Annotated in this window: 19 protein-coding genes; 12 read left to right on the forward strand and 7 right to left on the reverse strand. The window is 31.1% G+C overall.

Going from position 1 to position 17,790, the window contains the following annotated elements; translation table 11 throughout:
- The first annotated feature begins 48 nt into the window (after window positions 1-48).
- From G4L40_RS12375 to G4L40_RS12385, 4 genes are all read left to right on the forward strand, one after another.
- A complete protein-coding gene (locus tag G4L40_RS12375; RefSeq protein ID WP_166237504.1) occupies window positions 49-951 on the forward strand; it encodes a hypothetical protein in 903 nt (300 codons plus the stop codon).
- Window positions 952-963: 12 nt separating this feature from the next.
- A complete protein-coding gene (locus G4L40_RS13210) occupies window positions 964-1,377 on the forward strand; it encodes an RteC domain-containing protein (protein ID WP_394367772.1) in 414 nt (137 codons plus the stop codon).
- A gap of 7 nt (window positions 1,378-1,384) precedes the next feature.
- The gene (locus G4L40_RS13215; protein WP_394367773.1) at window positions 1,385-1,813 is read left to right on the forward strand and encodes an RteC domain-containing protein; all 429 of its coding nucleotides are present in this window, start codon (window positions 1,385-1,387) and stop codon (window positions 1,811-1,813) included.
- A 113-nt stretch (window positions 1,814-1,926) separates the two neighbouring features.
- Window positions 1,927-2,214 (forward strand): helix-turn-helix domain-containing protein, encoded by a 288-nt coding sequence (locus tag G4L40_RS12385; RefSeq protein ID WP_166237505.1) that lies wholly within the window; start codon window positions 1,927-1,929, stop codon window positions 2,212-2,214.
- Between the two features lie 205 nt (window positions 2,215-2,419).
- On the opposite strand, the gene G4L40_RS13065 is transcribed toward G4L40_RS12385, so the two are convergent.
- On the reverse strand, window positions 2,420-2,596 hold the full coding sequence (locus tag G4L40_RS13065; RefSeq protein ID WP_235922649.1) for a hypothetical protein: 177 nt from the start codon (window positions 2,594-2,596) through the stop codon (window positions 2,420-2,422).
- Window positions 2,597-2,632: 36 nt separating this feature from the next.
- Here G4L40_RS13065 and G4L40_RS12390 point away from each other — a divergent pair, with 36 nt between their 5' ends.
- The 8 genes from G4L40_RS12390 to G4L40_RS12425 all read left to right on the forward strand — a co-directional run bounded on the left by G4L40_RS12390 (window position 2,633) and on the right by G4L40_RS12425 (window position 12,124).
- A complete protein-coding gene (locus G4L40_RS12390) occupies window positions 2,633-3,328 on the forward strand; it encodes a hypothetical protein (RefSeq protein ID WP_235922651.1) in 696 nt (231 codons plus the stop codon).
- 151 nt (window positions 3,329-3,479) lie between these two features.
- Window positions 3,480-4,103 carry a P-loop NTPase family protein gene (locus G4L40_RS12395; RefSeq protein WP_166237507.1) on the forward strand — a complete coding sequence of 208 codons (624 nt, stop codon included), beginning with the start codon at window positions 3,480-3,482 and terminating at the stop codon, window positions 4,101-4,103.
- A 63-nt stretch (window positions 4,104-4,166) separates the two neighbouring features.
- Window positions 4,167-4,796: a hypothetical protein gene (locus G4L40_RS12400; protein ID WP_166237508.1), complete on the forward strand. Its 630-nt coding sequence runs from the start codon at window positions 4,167-4,169 to the stop codon at window positions 4,794-4,796.
- 26 nt (window positions 4,797-4,822) lie between these two features.
- Complete coding sequence (locus G4L40_RS12405) at window positions 4,823-5,869, forward strand: nSTAND3 domain-containing NTPase (protein WP_166237509.1); 1,047 nt, start codon at window positions 4,823-4,825, stop codon at window positions 5,867-5,869.
- Window positions 5,869-8,481 (forward strand): hypothetical protein, encoded by a 2,613-nt coding sequence (locus G4L40_RS12410; protein ID WP_166237510.1) that lies wholly within the window; start codon window positions 5,869-5,871, stop codon window positions 8,479-8,481. Before G4L40_RS12405 ends, G4L40_RS12410 begins: the two co-directional genes overlap by 1 nt.
- A 10-nt stretch (window positions 8,482-8,491) precedes the next feature.
- Window positions 8,492-9,193, forward strand: coding sequence for a hypothetical protein (locus G4L40_RS12415; protein ID WP_166237511.1), 702 nt, complete (start codon window positions 8,492-8,494; stop codon window positions 9,191-9,193).
- A 38-nt stretch (window positions 9,194-9,231) separates the two neighbouring features.
- Window positions 9,232-10,611 carry an ATP-binding protein gene (locus G4L40_RS12420; protein ID WP_166237512.1) on the forward strand — a complete coding sequence of 460 codons (1,380 nt, stop codon included), beginning with the start codon at window positions 9,232-9,234 and terminating at the stop codon, window positions 10,609-10,611.
- Between the two features lie 1,006 nt (window positions 10,612-11,617).
- On the forward strand, window positions 11,618-12,124 hold the full coding sequence (locus G4L40_RS12425) for a DUF6943 family protein (RefSeq protein WP_317163967.1): 507 nt from the start codon (window positions 11,618-11,620) through the stop codon (window positions 12,122-12,124).
- Window positions 12,125-12,192: 68 nt separating this feature from the next.
- On the opposite strand, the gene G4L40_RS12430 is transcribed toward G4L40_RS12425, so the two are convergent.
- From G4L40_RS12430 to gldJ, 6 genes are all read right to left on the reverse strand, one after another.
- Complete coding sequence (locus G4L40_RS12430; RefSeq protein WP_157490557.1) at window positions 12,193-12,369, reverse strand: hypothetical protein; 177 nt, start codon at window positions 12,367-12,369, stop codon at window positions 12,193-12,195.
- Window positions 12,356-12,571 carry a hypothetical protein gene (locus tag G4L40_RS12435; protein WP_026726201.1) on the reverse strand — a complete coding sequence of 72 codons (216 nt, stop codon included), beginning with the start codon at window positions 12,569-12,571 and terminating at the stop codon, window positions 12,356-12,358. The genes G4L40_RS12430 and G4L40_RS12435 overlap by 14 nt, the downstream gene beginning before the upstream one ends.
- A 30-nt stretch (window positions 12,572-12,601) precedes the next feature.
- Window positions 12,602-12,994, reverse strand: coding sequence for a DUF5675 family protein (locus tag G4L40_RS12440; protein ID WP_166237513.1), 393 nt, complete (start codon window positions 12,992-12,994; stop codon window positions 12,602-12,604).
- Complete coding sequence (locus G4L40_RS12445) at window positions 12,994-13,752, reverse strand: hypothetical protein (protein ID WP_166237514.1); 759 nt, start codon at window positions 13,750-13,752, stop codon at window positions 12,994-12,996. The genes G4L40_RS12440 and G4L40_RS12445 overlap by 1 nt, the downstream gene beginning before the upstream one ends.
- A gap of 769 nt (window positions 13,753-14,521) precedes the next feature.
- Window positions 14,522-15,805 (reverse strand): UDP-N-acetylmuramoyl-tripeptide--D-alanyl-D-alanine ligase, encoded by a 1,284-nt coding sequence (locus tag G4L40_RS12450; protein ID WP_166237515.1) that lies wholly within the window; start codon window positions 15,803-15,805, stop codon window positions 14,522-14,524.
- Between the two features lie 84 nt (window positions 15,806-15,889).
- The gene (gene gldJ, locus G4L40_RS12455) at window positions 15,890-17,608 is read right to left on the reverse strand and encodes a gliding motility lipoprotein GldJ (RefSeq protein WP_166237516.1); all 1,719 of its coding nucleotides are present in this window, start codon (window positions 17,606-17,608) and stop codon (window positions 15,890-15,892) included.
- Between the last annotated feature and the right edge of the window lie 182 nt (window positions 17,609-17,790).

The following is a 17,790-nucleotide window of genomic DNA, read 5'->3' on the forward strand; positions in this document are numbered from 1 at the left end:
TTCTTTCTTGTAAAATATCTGAAAATATAGACGAATTAGCAATAAAATATGAAAAAGAATATAGGATTAGTTTTTATTATTGTAATAACGACCATAACTTCAGCTCAAACTAAAGTAGATACAACAGCAATTCTATCTTTAGATAAAATAGCACAAGTTAACCAAGGAGAAAGTTATGTTACATTTCCTTTTGATATTGGTAATTTAGAACCCTTACTATTTGAAGCAAATGTTAGTCCTAATTTTAAAATTCGAGAACGTAAAGATTCAAGATTAATGGCAGTACTTACCTCTCAAATCATTATAAGAATGTTTGATGAATATTCATATCCAGTAAAAACACCCAGTTATATTCCTCAAATAGCATTTTATTTTCTAACAGGACATAAAGAATCAGCCAATAAATTAACACTTTTTGGTAAAATTGCACATCATTCGAATGGTCAAAACGGAAATTTCTATACCGAAAATGGAGATATCAATTTACAATCAGGAAACTTTGCAACTAATTATATAGAACTTGGATTTTTAAAATCATCATATAGTCAAAACTTGAAAGCTTTCAAATTTATAAAAAGCTCATTTGAAATCCACCCAAAGAGTTGGATGTTAGAGGAACTTCATGGTCAATATAGCGGATTGCGATGGCACAATACCTTTTTAGCTTATAAACTTCCTATGAAAACAAATCCACTTCCAAACGAAAAACAAAGAGCAAACTTCTCAATTAAAGCTGAAACGACAATAATGTTAGATAATTTTAATAATTGGAACTATTTTGACGCCAAAAGATTAAATGCAAGTCTAATTCTCTATTATCACCCAAAATTCTTAGAAGATATTGGATTTTTTGTTCAATTCTATCATGGTATGGATTATTATAATATTTATTTTCAACATCAAATCAGCTCAATAAGATTTGGTATAATGACAGAAACTTTACGTTTTTAAAATATTTTAGAATTGAATTTAAAAATAAACACATTACTTTCAGACTTAAATGAACAGCTGAATTTTATAGATATAGAATTTGATGATACAATTAATCGATGCGAAAAAGCAATTGAAATTATTATAGTTTCAATTCAAAAACTTAAAATTTTGTTTCTCAAAGAAAAATTTAAAAATCAAGAACAAGAAATAGATTTTTTCAAAAATATAAAGCCAAAGTTTACTTCAAAACTAATATATTATAATGTAATTTTCAAAATTGAAACCAAAAAACCACATGGTGGCGAACGTATTTTAAAAAAATATCTAAACAATGAATTAGATAAGTTAAAACGTTACTTCGATAACAATTTAGATTTTTACAGATATTATCGCACAGGAAGTAATTACTTAGATAATCAAATATTTCACGAGAGGAAAATTTGATATTAAGATGGCATTAGATAGTTTTTATTTCGAAGCAGACCACACATTTTCAACATCTCATGATTTTAAAGTGGCAAAAATTTTGGCGCATGATTTAATCCAAGTTTATCTTGAAGACAAGTTATTAATTATGGAAAATAGAGATCCAAAAGAAAAGTCACAAGTCAATCCCAAGGTCAAGCAAAATTGGACAGGTTCTAAGGTCGCGTTAATAGAACTTTTATATGCTTTGCATACCGAAGGTGTGTTCAATAATGGTGCATCAGATTTGAAAGATATTGCAGAATATTTCGAAAATGTGTTCAATATCGATTTAGGTCAGTATCATAGAGCTTTCCTTGAAATTAGAATGCGAAAATCCGACCAAACAAAGTTCCTCAATACACTAAAAGAAAAATTAGTAAAACGAATGGAAAACACAGACGACTTGCATTAATACTAATAAATACAATACTTTACATAAAAATCTATCACAACTTGTGATTGACTTGTGATTTAAAACTATTCAAATACTACAAATTTGTACCATAACAATCTAAAACATACGTTATGGCAATCGAAGTTATCACTCGCGAAGACTTAAACGAATTCAGAAGTCTTCTTTTGAACGATTTAAAAGAAATCATTCAATCCAAACCACAACAAACAAAACAGTGGCTCAAATCCAATGAAGTCCGCAAACTGTTAAACATCTCTCCAGGAACTTTACAAAACCTCCGCATCAACGGAACACTGACCTATACCAAAGTTGGCGGCATAATGTATTATGACCATTCCGATATCGATAAGCTGTTAAATGGAAATAAGGTAAACGCTTTGCCTACTCTCTTTAAGTAGTGTATTGTATTTGTCATACCGAGCGAAGTCGAGGTATCTCCTGCAGATCAGGTCAACACTTGAACTTTGTTCAAGCTTAACTATTCACTAATTACTATTCACTAATCACTAGTAAATGAATTACATCAAACACCTAACCGGTTTCTTTGAGAAAGTAGCCATTGATAAAACGCTAAATCCAACACACGTAAGCTTATACATTGCCTTATTCCAATTTTGGAATTGTAACCGTTTTAAAAACCCAATCAGTATCAATCGCGATGAGGTAATGCGAATAAGCAAAATCAGTTCTAAAGCCACTTATCATAAATGTCTGAAGAACTTGCATAGTTTGGGTTACATCAATTACGAACCATCTTACAATCCATTCAAAGGAAGTCATGTCATTTTATTCAACTTTTCAGAAGATTTAAAACCGTTGCCAAAATCCGAAAGAAAACCAAAAAATGAACCACTTATTGAACTTGTTTCTGAACAAGCTTTGAACAAGTCTTGTACTAGTAGTGAAACAGGTACTGAACAAGCAGTAGTACCTTCTATAAACTATATAAACAATACAAACATTTTAAACGATAAAAACGTTTCAAACTTGGAAAAGCTCACAAAAAATTTTGAAGAAATAAATAATTCCAATTTAGAAAATGAAAATTCTGAAAAAGAAAAAAGTTCCGCGAAAAAAGAAAAAGAAGAAATGTTGGAAACATTGGACGATGATAATCGGCAAATACTTCAAACATTCGCCAACTCCGATGAAAATCAAATAAAAAACAGTTGGCAAAAAAGTTCCGCAAAAAAAGAAGAAAAGAAAATAACCGAGTTTGTCATATCGAGCGAAGTCGAGATAGCTCATAATCTAAAATTAAATCCTGTCATTGAAGAAATCAAACTTTATTTCCAGTCTCAAAATTTCCCGGAACTCGAGGCCCAAAAATTTTATAACTATTTCTCCAGTGTCGGTTGGTTAGTTGGTGGCAAAACACCGATGGTCGATTGGCAAGCAGCAGCACAAAATTGGATGATTAACGCACCTAAATTCATTTCAAATGCAGAACAACCCAACAGAGCAAAACAACTCAATACATCAACCGACAAAGACTATTCAGAGCCACTTTAACCTGAACTTGTTTCAGGTTCTTTGCGAACCTTGCGTCAATCATTGCGGACTTTGCGGTTAAATCTATGAAGACTATTTTAAGCGAAGCGTCTTTACTCAATCAGCAAAAAAACTATAAAACCTATGTTTCTATGTGGTTAAAAATAAAAATATGGAAAACGAAATAAAATCACATTACAGCTACACCGAAGTAATCAATTGGCTAGAACAAAAAGGAGTTGAACTATACGGCAATCATTTCAAAATAATAGAAACTGATTACCCAATTGTGCACAAACTAATCGCATATTTCTTAAAAGACGAACCAACTTGTTTTCAATATGGAATAAACCTCAACAAAGGAATTCTATTAACCGGACCAATCGGCTGCGGAAAAACATCATTGATGAACTTAATGAAATATCTAACAGCAACAGAACATAAATTTTTCGTAAAACCGTGTCGAGATATAAGTTTTGAATTCATCCAGGACGGCTACCAAATAATTCACAAATACAGCATCGGCAAACTCTATCAATCCGAACCAAGAACCTATTGCTTTGACGATTTAGGAACAGAAAACAACCTAAAATACTTCGGAAACGAATGCAATGTAATGGCAGAAATTTTATTAAGCAGATATGATCTATTTATTTCAAAAAAACTATTTACCCACATAACCACAAACCTATCCGCCACAGAAATAGAAAAACATTACGGCAATCGAGTTCGCTCGAGACTTAGGGAAATGGTCAATTTAATAGCATTTGAAAAATCAGCTCAAGACAAAAGATAAAATCCGCATAAATCCGCGTTGCGAAGCATCCGTTTCATCCGCGTTCCAAAAAAAAGAAACAATATGAACACAATAACCAACTTCTGGAACTACTTCCAACAAAACAACTTCGTTTTCCTACTCCTAAACGAAATCCCAAAAGACGAACTTAAAACCCATTTCGATAAACTAATCGAGATACTTCATCAATATAACAAAGACCTAAACCTCATCATCAAAAACAAAACTAAAGGCGGCGAATTAATAATTACTGCAAACGGAAATCCCTACCTTTTCAAAGAAGTAGAATTACTAGTTCATCATGCACCGGTGGTAGAACGTTGGAAAATAACCGCATTCCTTCAACCAGAAACCAACCTAACCAAATACGAAAACGGCACCGACAAACCACTAGAATATTACGGCATCACTTTACGAATAAGTGAAATGTATTTCATCCCATTAGAGAACCCAAACAAACCAACCGATTTAGGAATAAAAGTGTTGCTCCAAAACTACATAGTCCACAAAGACAACCCAAGACTTCGAGAAGTGATTTACGTTCACATCGAGCACTTAATTGGTGAAAAAGCATTTGCCAATGATATAGCATTTATTGCAATTGGGCAATTTGAAGGAGACGATGAAAACCAAATTGAATTATTCAATCTAAAATCTTACATCGATTATTGTAATTCTACATTAGAAATATGATTATTTTTGTAAATTAATGATTTACAATGATAACAGCAATAGAACAAGCACTTCAAAGATGTAATCCAGATAAATTTGCAAACTTATGTAGATTATATCTTGCATATCGTTTTCCAATAATTAATGCCACAGGTTTGGTAATTGGAAAGGAAAAATCTAAGAAAGGAACTCCTGATAATTTTATTTCAGATGGTGATAACTACATTTTTAACGAAGTTACAACTATTGAGAAAAAGCAATTAATAGAAAAACTTAAAGGAGATATTAGACATTGCTTTAATCAAAAGGATATTTCTCAAGAAAAAATTGTTAGAATTATTTTAATCTGCAATCAAGAAATTACAACAAAAATTCAGGAAGAATTAAATTTGTATAAAAACGAGATTAATAGATTTACAAAATTAGAAGTAATTGGATTAGATGCTTTAGCAACAATTATCTTTAGAGACTTTCCTTCTTTAGCCAAAGAAATAGGTTTAACAATTGATACAGGTCAAATTTTAGAAATGAGTGAATTCATTACTCAATATGAAAAATCTAAGTTCGCAACACCATTATCAAATACTTTTTATAACAGAACAGATGAATTAACAAAAGGTGAACAATTCTTAAACAAATCAGATTTTCTTTTAATTACTGGACAAGCTGGTGTAGGTAAAACAAAATTTTCATTAGAATTAGTTGAAAAATTCATACAAAGTAATTCTGATTTTATAGTTAAATACATTAGAAATAACAACCAATTAATTTGGGAGGATTTAAAAGTTCAACTAATTAAAAATAAAAAATATTTAATTGTAGTTGATGATGCAAATAAATTAAAAAGTAATTTATCATCAATTATCACCTTCAAGAATGAATTCAAAGAGGGTAATATAAAAATAGTTTTAACGGTAAGAAATTATCTTAAAAATGAAGTAGAAAAAGAACTCAAAGAATATGAACTAATTGAATTAGCAAATTTTGATAAAACAGAATTATCAAAAATTCTTAGCTCACCAGAGTATAACATTAATAGCTACTACATAGACAGAATTTATTCAATTTCTAAAGGAAATCCAAGGATTGCTTGATGGCAGCCATAGCTGGAATTAATAACGACATTGAAAAATTGAATAAAGCATCATTGATTTTAGAAGAGTATTTTTCTTCTGCAAACAATACTTTAAAAAATGATTTAACCTTACTTAAGGTAGCCGGAATTTTAAGTTTATTTAGAACAATTGATATTTCTAATGTAGAACTCATCGATGAAATTAATAAATACTTTAATATTCCTAAGAATGAATTAATAGAAAAATTAAGTTTATTAGTTGAAAATGAATTGGCTGATGAATTTAAAAATACATATAAAGTTGCCGACCAAATTCTTGGAGAATATATATTTTACTTAATTTTTATCAAAGAAAAACATATTTCATTTTCACTATTACTTTACTTATACTTTGATGAACATAAAATTTCTTTAATGCGTCTTTTGAACCCAATTATTAGTAATTATGGTTTTGAAGAAATTAAGGAATTGATAATTTATGATCTGAATACGAAATGGAATAATATAAAATCCTATCAGGATAAATCAATTAGATTTTTAGAAAGTTTTTGGTTTTACCTCCAAACTGAAACTATTCTTTATGCAAATACCTTCATAACTAAACTTGAACGGACTAATACTGATAACTTAAAATTTGAATTATATAAAGACAATCATATAAAATCGTATGATGATAAATTAATCAGTCTATTAGTAAATTTTTATCACATTCCAGAAAAGTTTGAGGTAGCTTTGGAACTATTAATGAAATATGCACTTTCAAATGAATTAGTTTTTACTAAAGTATTAAAAGTATTCAAACAATCCTTTACTTATGAACGATTTAGTTTTGAATATAGTTACAAAACTCAAATTCAGCTTTTTGATTTTTTATATTCTAAAATTGAAGGAAATCCAATTCTTTATTCAAAAATCATTCTTTATATTTCTGATAAGTACTTAGTTGATAGTTATCAATACAATGAAGGAGGCGATGGAAATAAGATTTATTTTGGTCAGATGTTTATTGTTTTAAGTGAAGACCACAAAAAATTTAGAGAAAAGCTGTTAAACTTTATTTTTGGTTGCTACAAGAATGACATATTAAAAAATGATGTTTTGGATTTTTTTGAAAGACATCATTATTCTCATTTAAATGAAAGAGAAAAAAGAGTTGTTACTTTCGATAAAGATTTAATAATTCCATTTTTTATGGAAAATTTCAAAAATAATTCATTCAGGGAAGCTTCTATTATAAAAAAATACACAAAAACTCTTGATTATTCTAAAATTAAATATTCAAAAAAAGTAAAAGAATTAATTCGTTCAAAAGAGTATATTCTTTGGTCAAAGTTGGATAAAAAATTTGATAGAGATGAAGATTTTCTTGAAGATTTTTCAAATTATTCTTTTGATGACTACAATGAATTTCTAAAATCATTGCAAGTGATATCTGAAAATAAATACAATAATTATTCTTGTATTGAAAGCATAATAAGTCCTGTTTCTGATATTTTTCAAAACTTAGCTTCAAATGACTTCGATACATTTATTCTTGTATTGGATGAAATTTTTAAATATGAATATTCCGAAAGATTATACTTTAGAAAAATATTGTCAAGCATAGAAAATGATGATAGTAAAATTCAACAATTAAAAACAGTATTCAAAAAAAGCACCAAAACAGAAGGATTATTATTAGAACTCTTTTTAAGAACTCCTCCTGAATTAACCAGCATAGATGATTACAATTGTGTATTTAGTTTAATAGAGAAAATAGATTTTACAAATGTTTACTTCTTAGATGATGTATTAGATAAACTTGAATATCTAGATATTGATACAAATAAAGAAATTGAAAAAGTATTAAATTTATTAATTGAAAAAACTAAACTTCACCAATACCTAAATATAGATGATCGTTTTTTTGAAATCATCCATGATAAGTATCAATCAACATTTATATCAAGTCTAAGCAAAATAGAATTTTTGTATCTATATTTTGATAACCAAAGAAGACATTTTGATTACGACTTAAACGTCTTTAAAATTATTTTATCCTATAATTCAAATTTCATTATTGATTTGTTAAAGTACAATTTTGATGAAAAAGATTATTTATCGAGAAGAGATTTTGATGATAACAATTTTAAGAAATTATGGGAACTACCTAATTATGAAATCATTTTTGAAAATATGATCAATTATTTTGTAAATTTTAAAAGCTATTCTCATAGAGCATCAGAGTTTTCTAATGTGTTTAAAGGTAATAATCAAAAAGAGATTGATTTTTTACAAAGAAAATTGGTGTCTTCCAATGATAACAAAATGATTGAATTCATATTTAATATTGTTACAACTGTTTATAGAGATAAGATGTTAGATTTTCTAAAAATTATTTTAGATAAAGGTTGTGATATTGAATTATTTAAAAGACTTGATTTTTATACATCATCTGGAGTAACAATGGGAAGTAGATTGCCAAATATGCAATTTGAATTATCTCAATATGAAAAAGTTAAAGATTTTCTAGTTAACCAAAATAACATAAATTATTATGAATTTATTGAGTTAATCGAGAGAAATATAATGTATTCTAAAATGAGTATTGAAAGAGAAAGGAAAGAAGAATTTGTTAGTGAATGGGATTAAATAATACAATATGGAATTTCCAAACTTCTTCTTTTATACTCAACCTAACGAAAACCGAGAAAAATATACATTCAGTATTGGTGAAAATGGTATTCACTACACTTTGATGTATGTAGCCCATAAAAAAGCGTTTGACTTTCACAAAAAAGATGATAATGTCAAGGATATTGTTAACATTAATCCTTATGAGCCATTTTTTGAAATGTCATCTTTTAAATTTTTTCGTTTTTTACGAAAAAATGCTATGGTTCAAGAATATCTATTAAAAGAGTTTGTTGTAAAAAACAAAATTAACCTTGGGAAACTTAAAAAGAATAACTGTTGGTTGTTACAACTAGAGAACATTAATTTTTCACAAGAAGTATATAAAACGGAAAGAAAAGGAAGAGTGTTGAAGTCAAATAAAAATTTTAAGTTTGACAATATAATATCCGAAATGGATTTTTTGCATCCTGATGAAATTAAAAACATCAATTGTAATGTTTTCAGTGTTGTGAAGTATAAAAATGGAATTACAACTTTCGAGGGCTTTATTTATAGAATAAATGGTAAGCTATATTTTTGGAACAAAAAGAATATTAATCAATTAATGAAACTTACTATAGTTTCAAATTACAATCTTTTATCTCAAATTAACTTTATAAATAAAGAAGAATTGCTACAAAAACTTTATAAAATAATTACTAGAAAGTATAAGTCTTTAAGAAAATGATTTTTTGTCATACATTTGATAAGAACTAATAAAATAAAATGCTAAACCCAACCGAAATAAAATCAATAATAGCTTCTGGAGAAGGTTATAATGCCGAATTCAAAGTCAGTATTCCAAATAAGATAAAGGAAATCACAGAGGAAGTATGTGCTTTTGCAAATGCTTCAGGAGGTGTTGTTTTAATTGGCGTTGATGATGCTAACACTATTAAAGGAATAACAATTGATAATGCTAAACGTTCAGCAATACAAAATTCAATAAACGAGATATCTCCAGTGCTGAAATGTGATTTTAATATTATTGAGGTAGATGGTAAAAATATAGCAGTAATCGAAGTCCCATCAGGTCAAAATAAACCTTATGTGTTATCAGGTGCAATTTATGTGCGTCAAGGTCCAAATTCGCAGAAACTCACAACGGTTGAAGAAATGAGAGACTTTTTCCAGCAAGCTGATAAAATTTACTTTGATGATGCCATTTGTAAAGAAGCAAATATAGAAGACGACATTGCAAAAGAAAATATCAATACATTTCGTTTTGAAGCTGGCTTAGTCAATGTAACTTCAAACGAACAATTATTTACCAATCTAAAGTTAGTAACAAATGATGGCCAATTAAAAAACGGTACCGTTTTATTTTTTGGAAGTAATCCTGAAAAGTTTTTTGAAAAAGCAGTAATTCGTTGTGTAGCATTTGATGGCACAGACAAACGCTATATCGTTGATGATAAAGTAATGACAGGAACATTATACCAACAATATCAAAAAAGTATGATTTGGTTAAAGTCAAAACTAGATGTAAGATATGATATTGAAGGAGAAGGCGGTAAAGCAAGAAAAGAATTATGGGAAATACCAGAAACAGCATTCAAAGAAACAATTATAAATTCATTAGCTCATCGCGATTACTACGATAAAGGAGCAAGAATAACTATCGAAGTATTTGATGATCGAGTAGAAATATCTAATCCAGGTGGTTTAGTAAGTGCAGTTCCAAAAAGTGAATTTGGGAAAAGAAGTGCAAGTAGAAATCCATTAATTTTTGGTTTATTTGAAAGAATGAGATTAGTAGAACAGATAGGTTCAGGAATAACTCGTATTCGTGATGTTATGAATGATGAAGGATTAACTCCTCCAGAATTTAATATTGATGGAATGTTTACTGTTACACTTAGAAGACCATTTGATTTTGAAAAGTGGGTAGAAAAGTGGGTAGAAAAACTAACTGAAAATAGAATAGATATTTTAAAAAATATTCATAAAAACAGTAGAATTTCCATTCGTGAATTATCAGATGTTTTAGGCTTAAGTCTTTCTGCTATTGATAAAAATTTACTTTTTTTAAAAGAATTAGGTTTGTTGGAAAGAATGAATGGAGCTAAAGGTGGATATTGGATTATTCATTTTAAATTACCATAAGTGGGTAGATAAGGTGGGTAGATAAACTATTTACTAAGATTTATTATCTCATTCAGCTGCACAAAAATCGCTTCTAGTCCAAGTTTCCTGGCATCAATTCTTTGTTTGCTCCATTTCGCTAATTTCAAATAAAAAGAAATCGGAACGCTTCGCTGAAGTAGTTTCACCCACCCAGTCCAACGCTCCCCACCGCACTAGTGGTTTTTCGTGCACTTTTAGCACTTGTTTTCCCCCAAGTAAGTCAATAAAAAATGGCTCCCTGTTTTCCCAACCCCTCGCGCACAGTCCGCCATTTTTTATCCACTTACACCCATTTCAAAAAACAAACGCTAAAAGCACACAAAAACCACTCCCAAGCTATTATTACATAATAAACCTTATAATTCATTCCCAACACCCCACGCAGTCCCCCTGAAAGTTATAAGGGTTATTATGTAAAATATCCGCGCCCAGCCGCACCCACCCGAAAAAGAATAGGAACGCTACCGCTAACGTAATTTTCATTGTTTTTTGAAGATGCTTCCCATTTTCATCAGACCTTAACTGCTAACTGAAAACCGCGACTGCTAACTGAACCATCAAGCATCCTCAAAAATCAAACCACCACAAGAGTGTGTTTTTCTTTTTTCTCATATTCACAAAGAAACATTGTCAAACCGAGCGCAGTCGAGGTCGTCCAGCGAAAAAAAGAAAACCACACCCTTGTTTACCAGTCCCGATTGAATAATCCCTGTGTCCGTTTTCATAAGAACATTTGGGGTAAACATTTTTACAAAAAAAAGGATAAAAAAGAAGCCAAAGTTTTGTTCCGGGTATTCAAAAAAGCAAGTTCAAGCCTTCGGTTTCGGATAAAATCTCCACCCATACATTTTCAAAACCACAACATCCACTTAGCGTTTCCACAGACGCATATGGGTAGTATTTTACCCGAAAAACTTGCTTTTTTGAAACCCTCCACAAGGCAAGACGGCTTTCTTTTTTTTCCTTTTTTCTTTTGCAAAAATGTGTGTGGGGCATCTCGGTTTTCAATCACATTTTGGACAATCACGAAGGAAAGACGAAGGAAGTTAACCTGTTAAATCCTTGTACAATGGACACTATTTTTATCAAAACCCACCAACCTGGGACGCACTATGCCAAACAGCATTTTTTCGTATTATCAAAAGGACTAAATAGCGGAAAACCGAGCAATGAAGGTTTTACAAACAGCTTTGTACTAGTATTCCAAACCGAAGCTCAAAAAGAGGACATTTTTTGGATTGCCATGAGCCTATGGAAATCAAAATTCTGGATGCCTTTTCTTCGCGGTTCAGTCATTCCGTTCTTATCCCTCTATGAATTCAAGAAAGAGTTCAATCCAAAAGCAACCCGATTAATGCGTGAACACGAGCTGCACCATAAAAACATACTAGCACTGAAACTATTGCAAGAACAAGAAGCACATCACACAAAAAACATCCACTTAATCAATGAGCTTCGCAATGCTATTTTGATGAGGTATCGCAACAAATAAAAAAAGCCAGGTCTTACGACTTGGCTTAATCATGTTTAACCCAAAGGTCACCACAACTAGGGCTAAACTTATTTTTTGTGCTTCTTATTTATGCTTTTAAGCAGTAACGAAATCGTAAAACTGACAACAGCTCCAACGGTAGCTAAGATAACCGTTTTGGCAATATCATCAGAGGAAAGATTTGGTACAATACTTAAAAATGTGCCTCCAGCAGTACCCATCAATGTGGGATTATTGGCTGTCATCAGTTGTAGTTAGCTGACTTGCAGCTGACAAAACTCCTCCAGCTACTGCTACATAACCACCAATGGTAGTTACAATAGCAGGCAAAGCAATTGGAGCAGCTAAAATTGTTCCACCAACGGCAGCTAATGCCAACCCAACAGTTCGAAGCACTTTGAAAAATTTTGGTGTGGGAGCTTTTGCTCTATTAATGATTTTTTTCATAATTACGTTTTTTGTCATCCTGTAAAGGATCTATTGGATAATTAATTCAACACTTTCTTTTTTGTCCAAAGCTCTGTAAACAAAGTCTTTTAGCTTCGTAAAAGCTTTTCTCGACATCAAACCTAAACCGGGTCCAGAAAGTTTAGTAACAGGAGCAATACAGCCTTGTAATTCTTTTTGAGCATTATTAGCAGGATGAAAAAGAATGAACTTTCTATTCGGTACATCCACCAATTCTAAATGCCATTTGTATTTTGCACTGTACCGCTTTCTAATAAAATATTTCCCTTCCGGAACACAAGAAACCTTCGTTTCGTTCATCTTCCATGGCAATTCAATTGTATTACAAATCAATTTGCCTTCGCATTCGAGTTTACCATTTGCTCCTTCAGGGAAATAAGTTCTAGTTAACCAAATAACCATTACACACCGCTGTCAACTTTTGCAATCGATAATGGGTTAAAAGCACCATTTTTCAACGGATACATTTGCCCATTAATCTCTTGATAGAACTCAACACCTAAAGCCAAAAATAATGGCTTAGTTGAGTTAGCAGTAACTGCATTCACTTGGTTAATTGGAGCAGTAGCAGTTCCATCCCATGGTAAAATTGCCGTTTCAGAAGTAGCAACCACATACGTTTCAGCTTCAAAATCAATTTCTGCTCCACCAGAAATGATTTTGTAGTGAGTAGTTCCACTTGGAGCAGCAATCATATTCGCAGGAATAAATGATGCTAAATCCACAGTAATTTCACCAGCTACTCGGTCAATAGTTGCCACAAACGGAGCAAACAAAGTAGTACCAAGCTTACCACGAATATTGAATTCAAAACCAAATAATAATTCAGCTTCTCCATCAATCACGTTACGCAAACCACGTTCACTAACAGTGTCCGCTTGAATAACTTTAACCATTGCTTGTGTCAAACGACTCACCATTCTACCATCAGCAGAATTTAAAAGCAATGGTCTTAAAGCGGTTCTTAGCACTTTCCCTGCCTTACCAGCTCTACCAAACTCGGAACCATTCTCACGAGTTCTTTGAAACGCAGGATCACTTGCAATTCTACTAGCGTCAATTCCTCCTTTTTCTCTTGCCAAGTGCCCATCTTGCGTTTTGTAAAAAGTAATATCTCCGATAGTACCTTTCAATTTAATTATGCCTTTCTGTCTAGCCATAACTTCAAAATTTTGTTAAACATTCATCTATAATCTCCTTCATTCTTTCAATCAGTTGCAACCATATTTTGAATGATTAAAGCAAAGTTTACAAAGCATTTCACTAAAGAAAAAGTAACAAGTGTACCATATGTCCAAAATCGACACAAGTGTCTTAAATGAACATAAAAACACAATAAATAAGTATGAAAAATTATAACTAAATTGCAAAAGATTTTCTGCACGTCAGAAGTATAGCATAGCTATATCAAAGGTATGGATAAAGTATGAAATTGAATAATCAGAGGGTATGCATCTATCCAAAGGACATACAACGAATAACAGGCAAGAGTTATCGTCAAAGTACTAGATTAATGCAAAAGATAAAAAAAGACCTCAATAAGCTCGAAAATGAGTTTCTAACGATTGAAGAGTTCTGTACATATAGTGGCATAAAATATGAACAAGTAACTCACTTGATTTTTGGTTAAAATAGAAGAAATGCTAAAACAAATTTTAATCAAGAAAAGCACCTATAAACACTTAAATAACCAGTTCATTTTTTAGTATCATTTAGTAATGAATTAATTTGCAGAAGATTATAAAAATTATTAAATTTACAGTATTAAGATTTAGTGATGTTTGTTTCTATATGAAGGAGCAAAATCGAGACCTTTGATTTTTAGACTTATATAATTTATTATATATGAGCGCATTATGAGGAAAGTTCGAACCCCTCATCGCCCACAAAACATAAAAAAGCACTTCAATTGAAGTGCTTTTTTTATTTTTATATAATTTCTAATGTTTTTTCAAGAGCCATTCCTCTTGAGCCTTTTATTAAGATTAAATGGTTTGTTGGTCTTTTCTCAGTCAAATGTTTTGAAAATGCGTTGAAATCTTCAAAAAATAATATGTGACTGTTGTTTGTTTTGTTTGCGAAAAAATCTTTTCCGATAAAATAGGTGGTTATTTCAGTTTCTTTTTCTACAAGCTGAATAACTTTTTTATGCTCTGCTAAGCTTTCTTCTCCTAGTTCAAACATATCGCCCAAAATTGCAATTTTATTAGGCTTTTCAAGTTGAATAAAATTAGCAATGGCCGCACTCATACTGCTAGGGTTTGCATTGTAAGCGTCTAAAATTATTTCATTACCATTTTTATGAATCATTTGTGAACGATTGTTTTCTGGGATATAATTTTCAATAGCTTCTTTAATCAATTCATCAGGAACTTTAAAATAATTTCCTATTGCTATCGCAGCATTAATATTATTCGCGTTGTATATTCCTATTAAGTGTGAGTTGATGGTAAGATTTTTATATTTTATTTGTACCATCGGATTGGCCTCAACGCTACTAATTTGTGTATTAGGATTGCTTTCATTTATGGAAAAACTATATCTTTTTAGTGTTTTAGTTTTTTCATTTTGAATAGTGTCATCTAAATTTACAAATGCTAATTTGTTGTTTTTTTCTAAATAGGAATACATTTCGCTTTTTCCTTTGATAACACCCTCAATTCCTCCAAAACCTTCTAGATGTGCCTTGCCAAAATTAGTAATATAACCATAGTCAGGTTGTGCAATATCACAAAGAAATTCTATTTCCTTTTGGTGGTTTGCTCCCATTTCAACGATTCCAACTTCGGTATTTTGTGTAAAACGTAATAGTGTTAAAGGAACTCCAATGTGGTTGTTTAAGTTGCCGATGGTTGCTATGGTATTATATTTTTTTGATAAAACTGCGTGTATAAGCTCTTTTGTTGTTGTTTTTCCATTGCTTCCAGTTAGAGCAATAATTGGTAATCCAATGTGTTTTCTATGAAATTTTGCTAATTCTTGTAATGTTTCAAGAGAGTTATTTACAAGTATTGTTTTTTGATTGATGTGATATGTAGGGTTATCAATAATTATATACTTTGCTCCTTTTTCTAAGGCTTCTTTTGCAAATGTATTGGCGTCAAATTTTTCTCCTTTTAGTGCTACAAATAAGCAGTCTTTTTCGATTTTTCTTGTGTCAGTTGAAACGGTTGAGCATTCTAGGAATAAAGAATGTATTGTATCTATAGTCATTGGAAAGTTTGTTTTGTTGAGAAACACGAAGATAAAAAAAAGCCCTTTCGTAAAAAAGGGCTTTTGTAAGTATTTTTAGTGAAATTATTTTTTCACGTTTCCTCTCGGAGTTTTCTTGTTTGATTTTGGACCTACTTTAGACATTGCACATCTAAATCCAATGTAATCAGTTGCCATATCTTGTGGGAAATATCTTCTTGAAGCTGGATCTAACCAATATGCTCTATCTCTCCATGATCCACCTTTATAAACTCTTACGTTGTCATCAACTAAAGATGTTCTTTTATCAGATTTATCAAATTGTTTTAGCATTTTCTTTTCAGTGTTCGTAGAGTCAACTACAGTTGAAATTTTATGCTTTGGAGATTCGTACATTCTGAATTTTTCTTCTCCACCTTCAGCGTTTTCTTCTTCCGAACCGCCAAATTTAAAGTAGCGTGTAGATTGTCTATCACCATCTCTGTAGTTTCTGTTGTCAGAGGTTGAGAATTGAGTTCTTAAATAAGTTTCGTTTTCATCAACTGGAACTTGAGCAATCTGGCCAGGGAAATTTCTAGCCATAATTCTACCATTACTTAAAGTGTCATAGGTAATGTTGTCAGAAGTAACTAATTCTGCAGTTCCATCTTCACCAATTTTATTTTTAGTGTAAACGTTACCTCTAAAGTAGTTGAAATCATTTGCTTCATCATCAACTAAAGGTCTATAAACGTCTTGTACCCATTCAGCTACGTTTCCAGCCATATCGTACAATCCGAAATCATTTGGAGCATAACTTTTTACTTTGTTGGTAATGTCAGCACCATCATCAGACCATCCAGCAATTCCTCCGTAGTCTCCTTTTCCTTGTTTAAAGTTGGCTAATTGATCTCCTCTGTATTGTCTTTTTGAAGAACGAGTGTACTGACCATTCCAAGGATATTTCTTTTGTCCTTTGTAGATGTTGTACTCTCTGTTACCTACTAATGCAACAGCAGCGTATTCCCATTCAGCTTCGGTTGGAAGTCTGTACTCAGGTAAAATTAAACCTGAACTTCTTTGAGCATATACGTTTTTAGCTGTATCAGCAGCTTGTCTTCTTCCGCCGCCCATTTCTTTCTTGAGAACTATCTCTTCGTTTCCTCCGAAAGATTTTGATGGAGAGTTGATATAAGCTTCTGTACTGAATGATGATTCAGCTTTTACATCTGTTCCTAACTTAACTTTGTTGTCTTTTTTAAGGTAACCTTCGCGTTCTAAAATATTTTCGTTTACACGATCAGTTCTCCATTTGCTAAATTCAACAGCTTGAATCCAGTTAACACCAACTACAGGATAATCAGCATATGCTGGGTGTCTTAAGTAATTGTTTGTCATGGTTTCGTTATATCCTAAACGGTTTCTCCATACTAAAGTATCTGGAATTGCTCCGTTATAAATATTTTTATAATTTTCTTCCGTTGGAGGGAAAACCGTTTTTACCCAAAATAAGTATTCAGCATACATTTTGTTAGTAACTTCTGTTTCATCCATAAAGAAAGATTGAACGTGTTGTTGACTTGGAGTGTTATTCCAATCGTGCATCACATCATCTTGAACTTTACCCATAGTGAATGTTCCACCTTCTACAGAAATCATTCCTGGAGGAGTTTCTTGTTTCTTGAACTTGTCGTTAAACTGGAAACCACCTTTCTTGTCATTAATTTTCCAACCTGTAGCTGATGAACCACCTTTAGTGCTTCCTTTTTTACTACAACCAGTAAAACCAATTGTTAGCGCCATTACAACTAACAATTTTAAAGCCATAATTTTCTTAATTTTCATACTTTCAGTAGGTAATAAATTTAGTGTCGCAAGATAATAATTATGTATTAATATGCAACACGTTTTTAAAAATTTGTAAAAAAAATTTAATCTTGTGTTAAAATGCTTTCCTTTACAACGGATTAAATCATATTTTATTGCAATAATTTAGCTTAAAATGAAAATATTTTTTTCTCTTTGTA

It is taken from the genome of Flavobacterium celericrescens (assembly GCF_011392075.1).
In the GTDB taxonomy this organism is placed as follows: domain Bacteria; phylum Bacteroidota; class Bacteroidia; order Flavobacteriales; family Flavobacteriaceae; genus Flavobacterium; species Flavobacterium celericrescens.

Excerpts from the sequence above, each read along its gene's own strand:
- G4L40_RS12375 (WP_166237504.1), top strand. The coding sequence starts at position 49 with ATGAAAAAGAATATAGGATTAGTTTTTATTATTGTAATAACGACCATA.
- G4L40_RS13215 (WP_394367773.1), top strand. The coding sequence starts at position 1,385 with ATGGCATTAGATAGTTTTTATTTCGAAGCAGACCACACATTTTCAACA.
- G4L40_RS12385 (WP_166237505.1), top strand. The coding sequence starts at position 1,927 with ATGGCAATCGAAGTTATCACTCGCGAAGACTTAAACGAATTCAGAAGT.
- G4L40_RS13065 (WP_235922649.1), bottom strand. The coding sequence starts at position 2,596 with ATGACTTCCTTTGAATGGATTGTAAGATGGTTCGTAATTGATGTAACC.
- G4L40_RS12395 (WP_166237507.1), top strand. The coding sequence starts at position 3,480 with ATGGAAAACGAAATAAAATCACATTACAGCTACACCGAAGTAATCAAT.
- G4L40_RS12400 (WP_166237508.1), top strand. The coding sequence starts at position 4,167 with ATGAACACAATAACCAACTTCTGGAACTACTTCCAACAAAACAACTTC.
- G4L40_RS12405 (WP_166237509.1), top strand. The coding sequence starts at position 4,823 with ATGATAACAGCAATAGAACAAGCACTTCAAAGATGTAATCCAGATAAA.
- G4L40_RS12410 (WP_166237510.1), top strand. The coding sequence starts at position 5,869 with ATGGCAGCCATAGCTGGAATTAATAACGACATTGAAAAATTGAATAAA.
- G4L40_RS12415 (WP_166237511.1), top strand. The coding sequence starts at position 8,492 with ATGGAATTTCCAAACTTCTTCTTTTATACTCAACCTAACGAAAACCGA.
- G4L40_RS12420 (WP_166237512.1), top strand. The coding sequence starts at position 9,232 with ATGCTAAACCCAACCGAAATAAAATCAATAATAGCTTCTGGAGAAGGT.
- G4L40_RS12430 (WP_157490557.1), bottom strand. The coding sequence starts at position 12,369 with ATGACAGCCAATAATCCCACATTGATGGGTACTGCTGGAGGCACATTT.
- G4L40_RS12435 (WP_026726201.1), bottom strand. The coding sequence starts at position 12,571 with ATGAAAAAAATCATTAATAGAGCAAAAGCTCCCACACCAAAATTTTTC.
- G4L40_RS12440 (WP_166237513.1), bottom strand. The coding sequence starts at position 12,994 with ATGGTTATTTGGTTAACTAGAACTTATTTCCCTGAAGGAGCAAATGGT.
- G4L40_RS12445 (WP_166237514.1), bottom strand. The coding sequence starts at position 13,752 with ATGGCTAGACAGAAAGGCATAATTAAATTGAAAGGTACTATCGGAGAT.
- G4L40_RS12450 (WP_166237515.1), bottom strand. The coding sequence starts at position 15,805 with ATGACTATAGATACAATACATTCTTTATTCCTAGAATGCTCAACCGTT.
- gldJ (WP_166237516.1), bottom strand. The coding sequence starts at position 17,608 with ATGAAAATTAAGAAAATTATGGCTTTAAAATTGTTAGTTGTAATGGCG.